Origin of the sequence: Bradyrhizobium sp. 482_C4_N1_8 (genome assembly GCF_052075965.1) — a bacterium.
Classification (GTDB): domain Bacteria; phylum Pseudomonadota; class Alphaproteobacteria; order Rhizobiales; family Xanthobacteraceae; genus Bradyrhizobium; species Bradyrhizobium barranii.
In genome coordinates this window covers 5,918,834-5,934,967 of record NZ_CP197231.1, presented here as the reverse complement: position 1 = coordinate 5,934,967, position 16,134 = coordinate 5,918,834, and the positions used below count along the sequence as shown (strand labels likewise).

General features: G+C 63.3%; 14 protein-coding genes. 10 read left to right on the top strand and 4 right to left on the bottom strand.

Annotated features, from left to right (window positions below; genetic code table 11):
• Window positions 1-313 precede the first annotated feature (313 nt).
• Window positions 314-1,405 (top strand): LLM class flavin-dependent oxidoreductase, encoded by a 1,092-nt coding sequence (locus AB7Z56_RS28625; RefSeq protein WP_063984170.1) that lies wholly within the window; start codon window positions 314-316, stop codon window positions 1,403-1,405.
• A gap of 13 nt (window positions 1,406-1,418) precedes the next feature.
• On the opposite strand, the gene AB7Z56_RS28620 is transcribed toward AB7Z56_RS28625, so the two are convergent.
• Entirely contained in the window at window positions 1,419-2,759 is a 1,341-nt protein-coding gene (locus AB7Z56_RS28620; RefSeq protein ID WP_063984169.1) for an LLM class flavin-dependent oxidoreductase, read from the bottom strand.
• Here AB7Z56_RS28620 and AB7Z56_RS28615 point away from each other — a divergent pair.
• From AB7Z56_RS28615 to nikE, 5 genes are read left to right on the top strand one after another with little or no spacing between them, the layout of a single operon-like run.
• Window positions 2,718-3,095: a hypothetical protein gene (locus AB7Z56_RS28615; RefSeq protein WP_187388103.1), complete on the top strand. Its 378-nt coding sequence runs from the start codon at window positions 2,718-2,720 to the stop codon at window positions 3,093-3,095. The genes AB7Z56_RS28620 and AB7Z56_RS28615 overlap by 42 nt on opposite strands.
• Window positions 3,082-4,692 (top strand): ABC transporter substrate-binding protein, encoded by a 1,611-nt coding sequence (locus tag AB7Z56_RS28610; RefSeq protein WP_441256644.1) that lies wholly within the window; start codon window positions 3,082-3,084, stop codon window positions 4,690-4,692. The genes AB7Z56_RS28615 and AB7Z56_RS28610 overlap by 14 nt, the downstream gene beginning before the upstream one ends.
• Window positions 4,693-4,695: 3 nt before the next feature.
• On the top strand, window positions 4,696-5,613 hold the full coding sequence (locus AB7Z56_RS28605; RefSeq protein ID WP_063984167.1) for an ABC transporter permease: 918 nt from the start codon (window positions 4,696-4,698) through the stop codon (window positions 5,611-5,613).
• Complete coding sequence (locus AB7Z56_RS28600; protein WP_084795211.1) at window positions 5,610-6,524, top strand: ABC transporter permease; 915 nt, start codon at window positions 5,610-5,612, stop codon at window positions 6,522-6,524. The genes AB7Z56_RS28605 and AB7Z56_RS28600 overlap by 4 nt, the downstream gene beginning before the upstream one ends.
• Window positions 6,521-8,230, top strand: coding sequence for a nickel ABC transporter ATP-binding protein NikE (nikE, locus tag AB7Z56_RS28595; RefSeq protein ID WP_283018603.1), 1,710 nt, complete (start codon window positions 6,521-6,523; stop codon window positions 8,228-8,230). The genes AB7Z56_RS28600 and nikE overlap by 4 nt, the downstream gene beginning before the upstream one ends.
• A gap of 8 nt (window positions 8,231-8,238) precedes the next feature.
• Here the strand turns inward: nikE and AB7Z56_RS28590 are convergent, their stop codons facing one another.
• Window positions 8,239-9,204, bottom strand: a complete 966-nt coding sequence (locus AB7Z56_RS28590; RefSeq protein WP_063984166.1) for an aliphatic sulfonate ABC transporter substrate-binding protein — start codon at window positions 9,202-9,204, stop codon at window positions 8,239-8,241.
• Between the two features lie 211 nt (window positions 9,205-9,415).
• Window positions 9,416-11,038, bottom strand: coding sequence for an MFS transporter (locus AB7Z56_RS28585; protein WP_063984165.1), 1,623 nt, complete (start codon window positions 11,036-11,038; stop codon window positions 9,416-9,418).
• Window positions 11,039-11,168: 130 nt separating this feature from the next.
• On the opposite strand from AB7Z56_RS28585, the gene AB7Z56_RS28580 reads away from it, so the two are divergent.
• Entirely contained in the window at window positions 11,169-12,023 is an 855-nt protein-coding gene (locus AB7Z56_RS28580; RefSeq protein WP_063984164.1) for a LysR family transcriptional regulator, read from the top strand.
• Between the two features lie 12 nt (window positions 12,024-12,035).
• Here the strand turns inward: AB7Z56_RS28580 and AB7Z56_RS28575 are convergent, their stop codons facing one another.
• Window positions 12,036-13,442: an LLM class flavin-dependent oxidoreductase gene (locus AB7Z56_RS28575; RefSeq protein WP_063984163.1), complete on the bottom strand. Its 1,407-nt coding sequence runs from the start codon at window positions 13,440-13,442 to the stop codon at window positions 12,036-12,038.
• A gap of 249 nt (window positions 13,443-13,691) precedes the next feature.
• Between AB7Z56_RS28575 and AB7Z56_RS28570 the strand changes: the two genes are divergently transcribed.
• The 3 genes from AB7Z56_RS28570 to AB7Z56_RS28560 are packed head-to-tail and all read left to right on the top strand — an operon-like array spanning window position 13,692 to window position 16,119.
• A complete protein-coding gene (locus AB7Z56_RS28570) occupies window positions 13,692-15,011 on the top strand; it encodes an O-acetylhomoserine aminocarboxypropyltransferase/cysteine synthase family protein (RefSeq protein WP_283018604.1) in 1,320 nt (439 codons plus the stop codon).
• 35 nt (window positions 15,012-15,046) lie between these two features.
• A complete protein-coding gene (locus tag AB7Z56_RS28565) occupies window positions 15,047-15,844 on the top strand; it encodes a MetQ/NlpA family ABC transporter substrate-binding protein (protein WP_084795384.1) in 798 nt (265 codons plus the stop codon).
• A 29-nt stretch (window positions 15,845-15,873) separates the two neighbouring features.
• Entirely contained in the window at window positions 15,874-16,119 is a 246-nt protein-coding gene (locus AB7Z56_RS28560; protein WP_063984162.1) for a hypothetical protein, read from the top strand.
• Window positions 16,120-16,134 lie beyond the last annotated feature (15 nt).

Below are 16,134 nucleotides of genomic sequence, written 5' to 3'. Positions count from 1 at the left end.
CGATCGCCGTACTGTCGATTTGGCTCAGTTCGATATTGCTCAAGACGCGAGACCTCGTTCCACCTCCTGCATCCGATCCGGGAGGTGCGACGCCAATGACTTGCCGTCCGCGGAAAATGTCCCACGAAATCGGCCCGACAGAAATAGAGCGCTATTTCAATTGTCATTCGATACGGAGTGATCTGCTGTCGTTGCGGCGCCGCTGCACGACAAAGAAAATCTTTTGAGGCGGATGTGCTTGATCTCGCATCAGCCGTTGGCGAGAACAGGTACCGATCGATAGCATGGCCAAAGAAAGTTACAGGAGAGCACGATGGCGACTGCACCTCTTCGCTTCGGCATTTGGGCGCTGGTGCATGGGCCGCGCGCGGCGCATCAGGATCCCGAAGAGCCTTATGATGCGTCCTGGGAGCGCAATCGCGATCTCATCCTTGCAGCCGAAGAGCTCGGTTATGATTCAACGCTGATCGCGCAGCACACCATCAACCCGCATCAGGAAGACCTCGATCAGCTCGAGGCCTGGAGTGCCGCGGCAGCGATCGCGGCGCTGACCAAGCGCATCGAGATCATTGCTGCGATCAAGCCCTATCTCTATCACCCCGTCGTGCTGGCGAAGCTCGCACTCGGGATCGAGAATATCAGCGGTGGCCGGTTTGCGATCAATCTGGTCAATGCCTGGAACCGTCCCGAACTGGAGAAGGCCGGGATCGGCTTCCCGGACCATGACGCTCGCTATGCCTACGGCCGCGAGTGGATATCTGTCGTCTCGCGTCTCATGGAAGGCGAACGTCTCAATTATGCGGGCGAGCATTTCAACGTCACGGACTATGCCCTGCGCCCGACCAGCCTGTATCGCAAGCGTCCGGCCATCTATGTCGGCGGTGAGTCCGAGCCGGCGCGCGGCCTCGTTGCAGGCCACGGCGACGTCTGGTTCATCAATGGCCAGCCGCTGGAGGATGTGGCTGGGTTGATTGCCGATGTCGCAGTGCGCCCGCGCGATGCCGCGCCGCCGCTCCGTTTCGGCTTGTCGGCCTTCGTCGTCGCACGCGAAACCCGGGAGCTGGCGCAGGCCGCTTACGAGCGGTTGCTGAGCCTCGCGGCAAAGGATGCGCCGATGAAGGCGATCCAGAAGCAGAACACCGACCCTGAGGTCGTGATGATGCAGACCATGCAGAAGACGCCGCGCGTTGGCAGCAATGGCGGTACTGCCGCGGGGCTGGTCGGGAGCTATGACGAGGTGGCGGAGCGCATCGAGGCGTTCCATGCGGCCGGCATCGAGCTCTTCATGCTGCAATTCCAGCCGTTCGAGGCCGAGATGCGGCGATTTGCACTCGAGGTAATTCCGCGCGTGCGGGCCAGGCGATCGGCCAAGGCCGCCGACGGGTGGGCTCGATCTCTGGGATAGATAGTCGGGACAGCTAGGCTGATGCGACCTCCGGCGACCGCTTCGCATATCGGCTCACTGGTCGCTGCAGGCCAAAATGATCGCGCAGCGTCGAGCCGGCGTACTCGGTGCGGAACAGCCCGCGACTCTGTAGGATGGGCACGACGGTATCGACGAAGGTCTCCAGACCGGACGGCAGTACGTCTGGCATGAGGTTGAAACCGTCGGCGGCACCCGCCTTGAACCAAGCCTCGATGTCGTCGGCGATCTGCTCCGGCGTGCCGACGATGATGCGATGTCCGACGCCGCCTCCGAGCGCGCGGATCAGCTGTCGGACTGTGAGATTGCCACGCCGTGCGATATTCACTGTGCCTTGGAACATGGTGTGGTTGGCATTGACCGGAAGCGGCAGGGGATCCGGCAGGGGCTTGTCGAGCTCGAGGAGGGTAGGGTCGATCTGAAGCGTGCCGGCCAACCGCGCCAGGCTGTATTCGATCGGTACCAGTTCCCAGAGCTCGTCCTGTCGCCGCTTGGCTTCGGCCTCGGTGCTGCCGATGACGGTGGCGAGCCCGGGCAGAATGACGATGGAATCGCCGGAACGACGATAGGACGCGGCGCGTGCGCGCAGATCGCGCGCATACGCGACGCCTTCCTCGATGCTCTGCGCCAGCGTGAATACGGCTTCTGCATAAGCTGCCGCGAAATCGCGCCCGTCATTCGAGCCACCCGCCTGCACCGTGACCGGTCGCCCCTGTGGTGAGCGTGGGACGTTCAGCGGTCCTGCCACCGAGTAATGCGGGCCGCGGTGCGCGATCGGGTGCACTTTCGACGTATCAACAAATCGCGCGCTCGCCTTGTCGCCCACAAAGGCGTCGTCCTCCCAGCTGTCGAACAATGCGTGGACGACTTCCGTGAACTCCTTGGCGCGTTCGTAGCGTGCCTTGTGTTCCAGTGCACCCGTGAGGCCGAAGTTGCGGCTTGATGCGGCATCTGCCGTGGTGACCGCGTTCCATCCCGAGCGGCCGCCGCTGGCGTGGTCGAGCGTCACGAAACGGCGTGCGATGTTGTAGGGCTCGTTGTAGGTCGTCGACACGGTCCCAATCAGACCGATGTGCCTGGTCGTTGCGGCAACTGTTGCCAGCACGATGGTCGGCTCCATCGACGTGAACGACCGGTAGTCGATGCGGTCGTTCACGGCTGGCGAGTCCGCCAGAAAGATAGCGTCAAACTTGCCGCGCTCGGCAATCTGAGCCACGCGCACATAATGACCGAGATCGAAGAAGGCGCGTGGATCGCTGTCGGGCAGTCGCCAGGCTGACGGATATACGCCGGAGTGAAGCAGGTTGACGTTCAGGTGCAATTGGCGTGGCGACATGGGGATTACAAAGGTCAGCTGGTTGTCGGGTCACGATGCGCAACGATCGTGCAGCATCGAATTGTCGGATTGGCGTTCGATGTCGTCGATTTCATCCACCGTCGGCGTGAGGGCTCGAATAATTTTTCAAACTTCATGTGCAGCCGTGGTCGCGACCGTTTGCATGTTGCGTTTGCGCGCGACGACGAATTACATCGCGATGCAACAAGAGATAACGCCTCGTGCAGATCGGATGAAGCGCAAACGAACGTCATCCTTCAATTGATGATGTTCGATGCGCCGATTGCAGGGGCAGCAGCAGAAACGATTGCGAGTGACGCGGATGAAGAAGAATAATTTGCTGGTGAGCGGCGTGGCGATTGCCTTGCTTGCGTCGAATGTAGCGTATGCCGAAGACAAGCCGGTTTCCGGAGGCGCGTTGCGGTGGGGCGTGACGACCGAGCCATCATGCTTCGATCCGCATTATTCGTCACAGCAGGCCGCGTTCTTCGTGGCCCGCAATTACATCGACTCGCTGATCGCGAAGAAGGCGGATGGCACGTTCGCACCCTGGCTTGCGACCGAGTGGTCGATTTCGACCGACGGCAAGGAATACACATACAAGCTGAGGGAAGACGTCGTCTTCCACGACGGGGAGAAGTTCGACGCTGCAGCGGTCAAAGCCAACTACGATTTCGTCAAGAAGCCCGAGAACGCGGTCACCGCGGTCTCGCTGCTCCAGGCCTACGATCGTGCCGAAGTGGTCTCGCCCTATGTGGCCAAACTGGTGTTGTCGACGCCGGATTCGAGTTTCCTGGAGTCGACGTCGAATGTGAAGCTCGGCCTGATTTCGCCGAAATCGCTGGTGAAGGGTGATCTCTGCGGAGGTGGACGCGGGTTGGCCGGCACGGGACCGTTCGTGTTCGAGAGCTACACGCGCGGCCAGTCCGCGGTGTTCGCGCGCAACGCGGCCTATAATTGGGCGCCTGGCAATGCCGCGCATAACGGACCTGCTCATCTGGACCGCGTCACTTTCCGCTTCCTCCCCGAATATGCCGTTCGCACGGGCGCATTGGCCTCGGGGCAGGTGGATCTGATCGAGGGCGTGCAGCCGACCGATGCGCCGCTGTTCGCGGAGCAGCCGGGCTTCAAGCTGCTGACCGGCCCGTCCGGCGCCAGCACGTCCTTCACCTTCAACATCAACTACACGCGCCCGCCGGCGGACGATGTTCGCGTGCGCCGCGCGCTGCGCGACGGTTTCGATCTGGAGCCGATCGTGAAGCAGGTCTATCTCGGCACCGTGCCGCGCGCCTGGTCGATCATCGGCCCGGCCAATCCCGCCTATAACAAGGCACTGGTCGGTTCCTGGGGCAACGACATTGCTGGCGCCAACAAGCTGCTCGACGAAGCCGGCTGGACCGGCCGCGATTCCGAAGGCTTCCGCACCAAGGACGGCAAGCGCCTCTCGGTCGAGGTCGGCTATCCGCAGCCCTATGTGCGCGACAATCGCGACATCCTTATCCAGGGCGTCCAGGCGGCGTTGCGCAAGAATGTCGGCCTCGATCTCAACCTGCGCCTGATCACGGCGGGCGAATACGCCAAGAACAACGCCAACGGCACCTGGGTGATCTATCCCAATACGGACAATCCGTCCGATCCTGCCCGCGAGCTCTGGGACATGCTGGGGTCGAAGGGCTTCCTCTATTCCAACATTCCCAATCCAGACCAGGAGATCACGAGCCAGATCGACGAGTCGTTGCGGACGACCGATCCCGTCCGCAAGCGGCAGCTCACCGACGCGATTCAGAAGCGGGGTGTGGACCAGGCCTTCATCGTGCCGTTGTTCGCGCCGAGCTGGTTCCTGGCGGCGAAGAGCAACGTCAACGGTCTGGGCTTCGAGGCCGGCCTCGACTCGCCGTCCAGCGCCTACGATTTCTGGATCGCGAAGAAGTAGGCCATGTGGTCCCGCATCGTCTCCAGGCTGTTCACCAGCCTGGTGGTGGCCTGGGCGAGCGTGACAGCAACGTTTCTCGCGTTGCATGCGCTGCCCGGCCGCATTCAGGACATCCTCGCCGGTGACGTCGAATATCCCGGCCTCCGTGAGGCGATCGCAGCCGAATGGGGCCTAGATCGCTCGTTGCCCGAGCAGTACGTCGAGTTCTTGTCGCGCATCCTCCGCGGCGATTTCGGCACGTCCTATGTGCTACGCCAGCCGGTGATCGAGGTCGTCGGATCGCAGCTTCTGCCGACCGTCGAGCTCGCGCTCACGGCCGGCGTGCTTGCGATCGTGATTGCCGGCTTTATCGCGCTGCTGACTGCGGGGCGAGGGCGGTTCTCGCGCGAGCTGGCCTCGTTCGTCGAACTGGTGTTCGCCTCGACGCCCGTCTTCTGGCTCGGCATCCTCCTGCTGATGGCATTCTCGTTCAATCTGCGCTGGTTTCCAGTATCGGGCGCGGAGGGGTGGAATTCCCTCGTGCTGCCGGCGATCACCCTGGCATTGCCGACCGCCGGCCTGCTGACGCAGGTTCTGCGTGAAGCCATGGAGAAGACGCTCGACCAGCCCTTCGTGACGACCGTGCGGTCGCGCGGCGTCGGCGAACTCGTCATTCGCTGGCGTCACGTGTTGCGGCACGCTCTTTTGCCGGCGGTGACGCTAGGCGGTTGGCTGATCGGCGGCCTGCTCGGCGGTGCGGTCATCACCGAGAAGGTGTTCGGCCGGCCAGGCCTCGGCACGGTAACGTTGGGCGCGGTGCTGACCCACGACGTGCCGGTCGTGCTCACCGTCGTGCTGCTCGCAGCCTTCATCCACGTCGCCGCGTCCACGCTGCTCGACATCCTCTATGTGCTGATCGACCCGAGATTGAGGGCCCAATGACCGCGCCGTCGCATCGCTCCTTCGACACGGCCGTACCGCTCGAGGCCCCGCAAGACCTCGTTGGCTTTGAGGCGTCACATTCTCTGGCTGCAATCGCTGTTCGGCGCCGTCTGCCGTTCGGGCTCGTCCTGTCCTTCGTCTTCGTCGCGTTCCTGATCGCGGCGTCGATCGCGCCTTCGCTGTTCACGCACTTCGATCCGCTCGTCGGCGATTTCAGCGAGGGCCTGAAGCCGCCGGGCTGGGCGCATCTGTTCGGGACCGATCGGCTCGGCCGCGACGTCTTCGCGCGGACCGTCTTCGGCACGCGCTACTCGCTCCTGATCGGGTTCGGCGGTGTTGCGGTCGGACTCGGATCAGGCATTGTCCTCGGCATCATCGCGGGCCAGCGCAATCGCATTCTGGATGAGGCCGTGTCGCGCCTGTTCGATATGCTGTCGTCATTTCCCGGCGTGCTGCTCGCCATGCTGATCGTGACCTTCCTCGGCCAAGGCATGCTCAACATCGCCATCGCGGTCGGCATCGCCGGCATCCCGAAATTTGGTCGCGTGGTGCGGGCGCAGACCCAGCTGATACGCGATGCCGATTACGTGACGCAGGCCGCGATCTACGGGTTGAGCCGCTGCCAAGTGTTCATCCGGCACGTCCTGCCCAACGTCCTTGTTGCCATCCCGATCATCGCCACCGTCTATATCGGCTCGACGATCCTGATCGTATCCGGCCTGAGCTTCCTCGGGCTCGGACCGCAGCCGCCGACGCCGGAATGGGGCGTGATGCTGGCGGAGAGCCGGGATGTGCTGCGCGTCGCCTGGTGGCCTGGAGTCTTCCCGGGCCTCGCCATCACCGCGACGGTGATCGCCTTCAGCGTGATCGGCAATCACCTACAACAGAGATTTGAAGGGCGGCTCGCATGAGCAGCGTAGGTTCGCAGATAGATCTGGCAGCGCCGATCGTCGAGGTGCAGGGACTGAGCATCGGCTTTGCCGGCGCCAATGGTGGCAAGCCGATCGTTGTTGATTTCGATCTGACGATCGGGCCCGGCGAATGCGTTGCCCTGGTCGGTGAATCCGGCTCGGGCAAGAGCATCACCGCGCGAAGCCTGCTCAATCTCGCCGGCGACGGTGCGAAGACCGCCGCGCACCGGTTCGAGATCAAGGGACGCGACGCTCGCAGCTTCGGCGAAGCCGACTGGCGCAAGCTGCGCGGGACCGTGACCGGGCTCGTCATGCAGGATGCTCTGGTCTCGCTCGATCCCTTGCGCACGATCGGCCAGGAGGTTGCCGAGGTCATTTCGAGCCATCGCATTCTGACCGATGCAGGCGCTATCCGGGATCGGACGCTGCAGACGCTCGGCAAGGTCGGCATTCCCAACCCCGCTGATCGTGCCCTGCAATATGCGCATCAATTGTCCGGTGGCCTGCGCCAGCGTGCGCTGATCGCGTCGGCGATCGCGGCTGACCCCGATCTCATTATCGCGGACGAGCCGACGACCTCGCTCGACGTCACCGTCCAGGCGCAGGTGCTCCAGGTCTTGGCGGAGCGAATCCGGGAGGGGGCGGGTCTCCTGCTCATCAGTCACGATCTCGCGGTGGTCGCCGGCATCGCCGACCGTGTCATCGTGATGCGTGACGGCAGGGTGGTCGACAGCGGGCCGACTCGCGATGTCCTTACCCATCCGCGCCATCCCTATACGCGGCAGTTGATCGCGGCGGTTCCGTCGGGGCGGTCGCGCGGGTCCAGGCTCGCGTCGGCGAGGTTCGAGCCCGGTGCGGGTGATGCGACGGCGGTCTCCATCGTGCGGGAGCCCTTGCCGCAGCGACAGGCGGCAGGCGAGGTCGTGCTCGAAGTCAAGGAGATCTCGAAGAGTTTCATTGCGCCGAAAGCCGCCGGACGGGCGAAGTCGGTGGTCCTGCAGGACATCAGCTTCGATGTCAGGGCCGCCGAGGTCGTCGGCATCGTCGGCGAATCCGGCTCGGGAAAATCCACCTGTGCCAAGATCGTGCTCGGGCTGCTTCACCCGGATGACGGTGAGGTAACATTGCTCGGAGAGCCCTGGTCCTCGGTCGCGGAAGCCGGGCGCCGCCGGCTTCGTCGCAAGCTGCAATACATCCCGCAGGACGCACTTAGCAGCTTCGATCCGCGCTATCGCGTCAGGAACATCATTGCGGAAAATCTTCCGGGCGCCGATAGCCGCATGGCGCGCCTGGACCGGATCGTGTCGCTGCTCGAACTGGTCGGCCTGAGTGCCGATCATCTCGATCGGGTGCCGCGATCATTGTCCGGCGGCCAGCGTCAGCGGGTGTCGATCGCGCGGGCGCTAGCGGCTGAACCCGCCATCATCGTCTGCGACGAGCCGGTCTCGGCGCTCGACATCTGCATCCAGGCCCAGGTGCTCGATCTCCTGGCCGAGCTCCAATCGCGGCTCGGAACGGCGCTGCTGTTCATCTCGCATGATCTCGGCGTCATCGAGCATCTGTGCGACCGCGTGCTGGTCTTCCAGAACGGCCGCATCGTCGAGCAGGGTGGCGCCGAGGCCGTGCTCAGGCAACCGCAGCACGCCTACACAAGGAGCCTGCTGGCATCCGTGCCGGACATCCAGCGTGGCTTGAGCGCGGCCTAAGCTGGAAGTCAGGACCCCTTCGGCGCCCAGATCTTGATCGCCGTGGTATCGATCTTCACGGGGATCAGGCCCTCGGCGTGGAACGCGTCCGCAATGCGCTGCTGCTCGGACAGGCCCGGGCCGGTCACCGCGCCCACCTGATAGGAACGGTGGCTGTTGGCCTCTTCGACGGTCGCGGCGTCGATACCCCAGAGCCCGGCGAGCAATGTGGCCGCGTCCTTCGGCTGGGCCTTGACCCATTTTCCCGTCTGGGAGAGTTTTGCGAAGATCACGTTGAGCACCTCGGCGTGCTTGTCCGCATACGCGGCCGAAGCGAGATAGTAGCGCTTGTAGCTCGCGAGACCGTTGCTGCCGTCCGTCAGGATGCGGCCCTTTGTCTGGTGCAAGGCGCTGGTCAGGAACGGATCCCAGGCCACCCAGGCATCGACGTTGTTGCTAACGAACGCAGCGCGGCCGTCGGCGGGTGTCAGATAAGCGGGCGTGATGTCCTTGAAGTTGAGCCCGGATTTCGCCAGCGCCGCAAGCAGCAGATAGTGGCTGCCGGCGCCCTTGGTGACGGCGATCTTCTTGCCCTTGAGCTCAGCAATGGTCTTGATAGTTGAAGACTGTGGAACGACGATCGCTTGCGCTGCCGGCGAGGCGGCTTCTTCCGCGACATAGGCGAGCTTGGCGCCGGCGGCCTGCGCGAAGATCGGCACGGTGTCGGCGACGTCCGCGCCGAAATCGATGCTGCCGATGTTGATGGCTTCCAGCAGCGGCAGGCCGCTGCTGAATTCGTGCCAGGAGATGGTGACGCCGAGCGGCGCGAGGGCCTTCTCCAGCTCCCCGTTCGTCTTCAGGATCGCCGTTAGTGTCGAGGATTTTTGATAGCCGATGCGGATCTCCTCGGACCTCGCGGGCTGAACGGACGCCACGGCCAAGAGGCCGAGCGCAACCGCGGCAAGGGCTCGCAGGCGGAACGTGAGATGATGCATTTCGGGTATCCTGTTCAACGAAACTGCCTTGCCGTCTCGAGCTCTGTTTGGGGGAGACTGGACGGCTCACTTTGCCGGCAAACGGGTCCGCGTGGCAATTTCGCAGTCGGGCGCAGAAGGGAACGAACATTCTCTCGTGCGTCCGGAATTGAGAATGGAGTTATCGGCGCGGAAAGGATGTTGTCGTAGCGCACTGCCTGGACGCATCCGATCAGGGCGATGAGCGGGGAACACAGCTTGGCTCATCGCTGTTCTGCGCGGAGCGCTTCCGTGCGGCGTAGCTCTCGCCGGAAATCGCGAAGCTTACCAGCGCCATGATCCAGACGGACAGTCCGCCATAGAGCATCATCAGCCTGAAGCCGTGGATCAGCGCATTTTGCACGGCAGTTTCCGCTGCCGGCAGGAGGCTCAGCTCGGGGAAGTCGGACATGCCTGCGGTGCCGCCGGCGATCCGCTCCGCAAGGTGTTGCAGATGGCTGGCATCGAGCGCACCGGGAAGCGCGCTGCTCAGCCGGGAGGAAATGCCGGCGATCAGGATGAAGCCCATCAAGGCGATGTTGATGGCGAGCGCGATCATGCGGGCGCTCATGTCGATGCCCGATGCCATGCCGGCTCGCGTGCTCGACACCGCTCCCGTCGTGACGTTGGTCACCGGTGTGTTGGTGAGAGCAAGGCCAGCCCCCGCAAGCAGGCATCCTGGCGCCAGTGTCAACCAGGTAACATGCTCAACGCCGCTACCGGCCCACATCAGCATGAAGCCAAGTCCGATGACGAACAGGCCAACCGGAATGGCGATGCCGCCGCCGAACCTCAGCAATATCCGTTCGCCGAGCGGCGGAATCACAAGCGTCGGAAGCGTGTAAGTGAGAAGCGCAAGGCCAGCTGCGACGTTGTCGTAACCAAGGGCGCTGCGATAGAAGATCGGTAGGTAGATCATGAAGGGCCAGAAGCTGAAATTCATGCCGGCCGATCCGAGCAGCGCGCCCGAAAAGGCGCGTATCCGGAACACGGAGAAGTCGAACATCGGGCGGGCGCTATGCAACTCCGCTAACACGAAGGCGATGAAGCTCAGAACGGCCGTCGCGGCGACCGTAAGGCCGGTTGGGCCAGTGAAGCCGAAGTCGGGGCCTTCCGTGATATAGAAGGCGACGCAGAACACCGACGTCGAGAGCGTCGCAATGCCTGCGATGTCGAGGTGCTTTGCCTCGGGATCGCGCGACTCCCGCACGCCGGTCACGGCGAGCGCGATCGTGACGATTGCGATGAATGCGTGGATCAGGAACACCCATTGCCAGCCGGAGACCGCGACGATCGTCGCGCCGATGATCGGTCCGAAACCAAGACCGATGCCGAAGATGATCCCCCAGGCGGCGAAGGCGCGTGCGCGCTCGGGGCCTTCCCGGAATTGATGGGAGAGAACCGCGACCTGACAGATCAGCATCGCACCACCGCTCATGCCCTGGAAGAAGCGGCTGACGATGAGGAGGAGCGCGTCTTCCACCAGGCCGCAGATCAGGGAGGCGAGGCCGAACACGGCGATGCTGACCACGAATACAAGCTTTCTGCCATAGCGATCTGCCAGCGTGCCGGTTGCCATCAGCACCGTCGTGACCGCGATGGTGTAGGCATTCATGATCCATTGCAGCTGCTGGAAGCTGGCGTGCAGCACCGTCTCGAGCGTCGGCAGGATCGTCGGTACGCTGGATATCTCCAGGCCGAACATGAGGGACGCGAGGCACGCTGCGGCAAGGGCGATCGTGTTTCGTCGTGATGATAAGACCGTCAAGGCTGTGACCTCCAAACATGGTGTCGATTGCCAGCACGCATGCGCCATCGCTCGCTCCGGGAGGGATTGGCGTCCCGTGCGCTTAGGCCCGCGTCAGGCTGAGCGAACATAGGGGGCCCTTGACCACAGCAAAATCCGATCGATATAGATTTCAGAGACAACAAAGCCGGATGATGGAATGCTCTCGCTCGATGTCGATGCCGTCAGAGCCTTTGTGATGGTGGCCGACCTTCACAGCTTCACGCGCGCCGCCAAGGCGTTGGGGACGACGCAAGGCGCGATCAGCGTCAAGCTGAAGCGGCTCGAGGATCGCATCGGGCATCGGTTGCTCGAGCGGACGCCGCGATCGGTCCGGTTGTCTGCGCAAGGGACGGCTTTTCTGCAGGGCGCGCGGGAGCTGATCGTTGCTCACGAACGCGCGATCGCGGGGCTCAATGCGTCTCCGCGTCACTTCGGACTTGGTATCGCTGCGCATATCGCCGGGCCGGAAGTCCCAGCCCTGCTGTCACGTCTCCACGCGCACGATCCGAATTTGACCATCGAGGTCCAGCTCGACAATTCGCGCAACCTCCTCGACCTGTTCGACCAGGGACGGCTCGATGCGGCCATCGTCCAGCGCGAGGACGATCGTCGTGATGGCGAGACGCTGGCGCGTGAGCGCTTCGGCTGGTTTGCGGCGCAGGGGTTCGAGCACAGGCCGGGAGAGCCCTTACGTCTGGCTGCGCTGGCTCCGACCTGCGGCGTGCGCAACGTAGCCACGCAGGCGCTGGATACGGTCGGCATCAAATGGATCGAGGTGTTCCTGGGAGGCGGCTCTTCGGCGGTTCACGCCGCCGTCGTGGCGGGGCTCGCCATCGCGCCGCTGTCGTATCGGATCGCGCCGAGTGGCACGATCGACATCGGCGAGAAGCTTGGGCTTCCCAAGCTGCCGCCGTCCGAGGTCGTGCTTCATTCGTCCTTGACCGATCGGCGGTCACGGGCCGCCTTGGGGGCGCTGGCAGCCGCGTTCCGCGAGCATCGCACGCAGGCGTGAGCTCCGTCCTTGCTATTCGGCGGCGTCGGATTGGAGCGCAGTCGTCGAAGGCGCGCGCCGGAAGCTCGCGCCAGGATGTGTCGTGTGCAACCGCGGGCCGCGTCCCGGGAACAGCTTTTCGCGTAGCGTGCCGTCGCGATAGGCGGTCTTGTAGACGCCGCGCGATTGCAGCTCCGGCACCACGAGGTCGACGAAGGCGTTCAGCGACTCCGGCGCGACCAGGCGGAACAGGTTGAACCCGTCGACGTCGGTCTCGTCAGCCCAAGCGATCAGCTCGTCGGCGACGTCCTGCGGCGAGCCGACCACGAAGGGCGAGCGGGCGCCGGCGCGGCTCAATCTGGCGAGGTCGCCGACATTGACCGGCCGGTCGCTCCGGACCGTGAAATTCTCGACCATCGACTGGATGGCGTTGCTCTCGACATATTTGATCGGCTGGTCGGGCCGGTAGGTCGAGAAGTCGATGCCGGTCCAGCCCGACAACAAGGCGAGCTGGCCGGTTTGATCGACATGCCGTGCGTAGTCTTCGAGCAGATCATTCGCCTCAGACCGCGTCGGCGCCACGATCACGGTCGCGCCGGCAAACAGGCGGATGTCGTAGGGATCGCGGCCATAGGTCTTGGCCGCTTCTCGAATCTCGTGGACAGCGCGTGCGAGGATTGGCTTGGTCTGACCGTTGAGAAAGATCGCTTCCGAGTGCCGGGCGGCGAAGGCGCGGCCGCGCTTCGAGGTGCCGGCCTGATACAGCAACGGCGTTCGCTGCGGCGAGGGCTCGGCGAGATGGATGCCGTCGACCTTGAAGTAGGGACCATCATGCAGAACCCGGTGGAGCTTGGCGGGATCCGTGAAGACGCGGCTGCCGCGGTCGCGGCGAACCGCATCGTCCTCCCAGCTTCCCTCCCATAGCTTGTAAGCCGCGGTCAGAAAGTCCTCGGCCGCGTCATAGCGCTCGTCATGGGCGCGACCAGCCGGAAGGCCCATCCCACGCGCGCCGCTGTCGAGATAGCCCGTGACGATGTTCCAACCGATCCTGCCCTTGGTGAGATGGTCGAGCGTCGAAAACGTACGCGCGAGTTGATAGGGATGCTCGAAGGTCAGGTTCGATGTGATGCCGAAGCCGAGATTGCTGGTGACGAGCGCCATGGCGGATACGAGCAGCGTCGGATCCGCGTTCGGAAGCTGCACCGCATGCAGGGCGGCGGTATCGGCCGTGCCGCCATAGACGTCGTAAACGCCGAACACATCTGCCAGGAAGATGCCATCGAGAAGTCCGCGTTCCGCGGTCCTGGCGTAGTCGACCCAATAATCGAGCGTGTTGTAGTCGATGGACGCATCGCGCGGATGAGACCACAGGCCCGCCCAATTGTGGCTGGGCGCAGTCATGTTGAAAGCGTTAAAGCGCAGCTCGCGCGGTCTCGTCATGGTCGGGCCCAATCGTCAATCGCAAAGAACATCTGTTCGCGTGAGCATTTTTAACATTTTGCACGAGCGAGTTTGTTTCCAATTCGGTGAAGGACCGGGAACAAACGCGTTGCGAAGCTGCAATGACGCAGCACGCGCATCGCTATTTTTCAGACACGCTCGACAGCAGCAGAATCCGACCGCATCATTTTCGTCGACAAGCACGGCTTGCCGCGCATGGCGCGCTCTCGAGATCGAAAGGGATTGCAGATGACCTTGGAGACCCGGAACTTCGAGACGCTGGCGTTGCATGGCGGATCCTACCGCTCCGACCCCGCCACCGGCGCGGTCGCGGTTCCGATCTATCAGACCACGTCGTTCCAGTTCGAGAATGCCGATCACGCCTCGCGCCTGTTCGCGCTCGAGCAGCTCGGACCGATCTACACCCGTATCGGCAATCCAACCCAGCAGGCCTTTGAGGATCGGCTTGCTGCACTCGAGGGTGGGGCGGCCGCCCTCGCAGTTGCCTCTGGACAGACGGCTTCCGCCTTCGCGATCTTCAACATTGCCCAGGCCGGCGACAATATCGTGTCCTCGACCGCTCTCTACGGCGGCACCTGGACGCTGCTATCGCAGACCCTGAAGCAGTTCGGCATCGAAGTGCGCTTTGTCGATCCCGCCGATCCCGAAAACTTCCGTCGCGCGACCGACGCCAAGACGCGCGCTTATTTCGGCGAGACGCTTCCGAATCCCAAGCTACACGTATTCCCGATCAAGGAGGTCGCGGACATTGGCCGCTCGCTTGGCGTGCCGCTGATCCTCGACAACACGGCGTCGCCGCTGATCGCACGCCCGTTTGAGCATGGCGCTGCGGTGGTGGTCTATTCGACCACGAAGTATATCGGAGGCCACGGCACCGCGATCGGTGGCGCCATCGTCGACGGCGGCAACTTCGACTGGGCCGCGCATGCCGATCGCTTTCCGCTTCTGAACAAGCCCGACGAGGCCTACCACGGCGCGATCTGGACTGAGGCCGCGAAGCCGCTTGGCCCGATCGCCTACATCTTGCGAGCCCGCGTCAAGCTGCTGCGCGACCTCGGCGCATCGATCGCGCCGCAAAATGCCTTCCAGTTCATCCAGGGCCTCGAAACCCTGCCGCTGCGCATCCGCCAGCACAACGAGAATGCGGTGAAGGTCGCGAACTTCCTCGCCAAGCACGCCTCGGTCTCGAACGTGATCTTCCCCGGTCTGCAAAACGGAGAGAACCGGCGCAGGGCGGACGCCTATCTGAAGGGCGGCTATGGCGGGCTGGTCGGCTTCGAGCTGAAGGGGGGCGTCGAGGCCGGCCGTCGCTTCGTCGACGCGCTCAAGCTGTTCTATCACGTCGCCAATATCGGCGATGCCAGGTCGTTAGCCATTCATCCTGCATCGACGACGCATCAGCAACTGACCGCAGCCGAGCAGCTCGCCGCCGGGGTCACGCCCGGCTACGTACGCCTGTCGGTGGGGATCGAGCATCCCGACGACATCTTGGCGGATCTCGGTCAGGCGCTCGCACAGGCCGACGTTGGGGCGCGCAAGGCTGCGTAAGGCACATCATCTGAATCGTAATGGGACTTGAGATCATGAAAATTCTTCGTCGCACCGCCCAGGCCGCAGGTCTCTGGCTTGCTCTCACGGCGGCCGCCTTCGCCGGCGAGCCGCTGAAGATCGCGACCAGCGCCGGCCCGGTTGGGCAATTGGCGTCCTTTGCCGCCAAGCTCGCCAAGGAGAAAGGGCAGGACGTCAAGATCGTCGAGCTGTCGGACTGGGTGGCATTGAACGAGGTCGTGAACAGCGGCGATGTCGACGCCAATCTGTTCCAGCATGCAACCTATCTCGCGCTTCAGAATAGGCAACGCGGCTTCAACCTTGTGCAGGTCGACAAGGTCGGCGTCATTGCGCCGGTCGGCCTGTTCTCGAAGAAGATCAAGAAGCTCGACGACATCAAGTCCGGCGACAGCGTCGCCATTCCGAACGAGCCGCTCAACGGCGCACGCGGGCTGATCCTGCTCGAGCGGGCCGGGCTGATCAAGCTGGCGCCCGGTAAGGGCTTCTCGGTCAGCAAGTTCGACATCATCGAGAATCCAAAGAACCTCAAGATCGTCGAGCTCGACCCCGCCCAAACCTATCGGTCGCTCGACGACGTAACGTTGGCGCTCGTCAACATCACCTACCTCATTCCGGCCGGCGGGGATCCCAAATCTGCGCTCATCGTCGACCGCACCGTTGATGACGGGCTCGTGCTGCGCTTCACGGCCCGGCCCGACAAGAAGGACGATCCGCGCCTGAAGGCATTTATCCAGGTGTTCAACTCGCCGGAAGTGAAGCAGTTCATCGAGGAGAAGATCCCGGCCTTCATCCCGGCGGGGTTCAGCAGCTAGGAGAGCGCCGTCCGTTGGGAAACTGCACCATGATCTATGTCGTCGACGTCAATCAGATGAGCTTTGCCTTCGTGGCGGGAAGTGAGAGGCACGCATCGGAGATTGCAGGCTCGCCGGGGTTTGTGCAGGCTATGGATCGTTTCTTCCTTCAAGGCTCCAAGGGTTCGAACCATCGTCCGCGTGCTGCGACGGTTCAGGAACTTGCTCTCTTCAACGACATGTCGTCTGAGTTCGCGGATGCCACGGCGGACGTCCTGGTTGCCCGCGTCGGTTAGACGTCGGAACAGATT

Excerpts from the sequence above, each read along its gene's own strand:
- AB7Z56_RS28625 (WP_063984170.1), top strand. The coding sequence starts at position 314 with ATGGCGACTGCACCTCTTCGCTTCGGCATTTGGGCGCTGGTGCATGGG.
- AB7Z56_RS28620 (WP_063984169.1), bottom strand. The coding sequence starts at position 2,759 with ATGTCGCCACGCCAATTGCACCTGAACGTCAACCTGCTTCACTCCGGC.
- AB7Z56_RS28610 (WP_441256644.1), top strand. The coding sequence starts at position 3,082 with ATGAAGAAGAATAATTTGCTGGTGAGCGGCGTGGCGATTGCCTTGCTT.
- AB7Z56_RS28605 (WP_063984167.1), top strand. The coding sequence starts at position 4,696 with ATGTGGTCCCGCATCGTCTCCAGGCTGTTCACCAGCCTGGTGGTGGCC.
- AB7Z56_RS28600 (WP_084795211.1), top strand. The coding sequence starts at position 5,610 with ATGACCGCGCCGTCGCATCGCTCCTTCGACACGGCCGTACCGCTCGAG.
- nikE (WP_283018603.1), top strand. The coding sequence starts at position 6,521 with ATGAGCAGCGTAGGTTCGCAGATAGATCTGGCAGCGCCGATCGTCGAG.
- AB7Z56_RS28590 (WP_063984166.1), bottom strand. The coding sequence starts at position 9,204 with ATGCATCATCTCACGTTCCGCCTGCGAGCCCTTGCCGCGGTTGCGCTC.
- AB7Z56_RS28585 (WP_063984165.1), bottom strand. The coding sequence starts at position 11,038 with ATGGCGCATGCGTGCTGGCAATCGACACCATGTTTGGAGGTCACAGCC.
- AB7Z56_RS28580 (WP_063984164.1), top strand. The coding sequence starts at position 11,169 with ATGCTCTCGCTCGATGTCGATGCCGTCAGAGCCTTTGTGATGGTGGCC.
- AB7Z56_RS28575 (WP_063984163.1), bottom strand. The coding sequence starts at position 13,442 with ATGACGAGACCGCGCGAGCTGCGCTTTAACGCTTTCAACATGACTGCG.
- AB7Z56_RS28570 (WP_283018604.1), top strand. The coding sequence starts at position 13,692 with ATGACCTTGGAGACCCGGAACTTCGAGACGCTGGCGTTGCATGGCGGA.
- AB7Z56_RS28565 (WP_084795384.1), top strand. The coding sequence starts at position 15,047 with ATGAAAATTCTTCGTCGCACCGCCCAGGCCGCAGGTCTCTGGCTTGCT.
- AB7Z56_RS28560 (WP_063984162.1), top strand. The coding sequence starts at position 15,874 with ATGATCTATGTCGTCGACGTCAATCAGATGAGCTTTGCCTTCGTGGCG.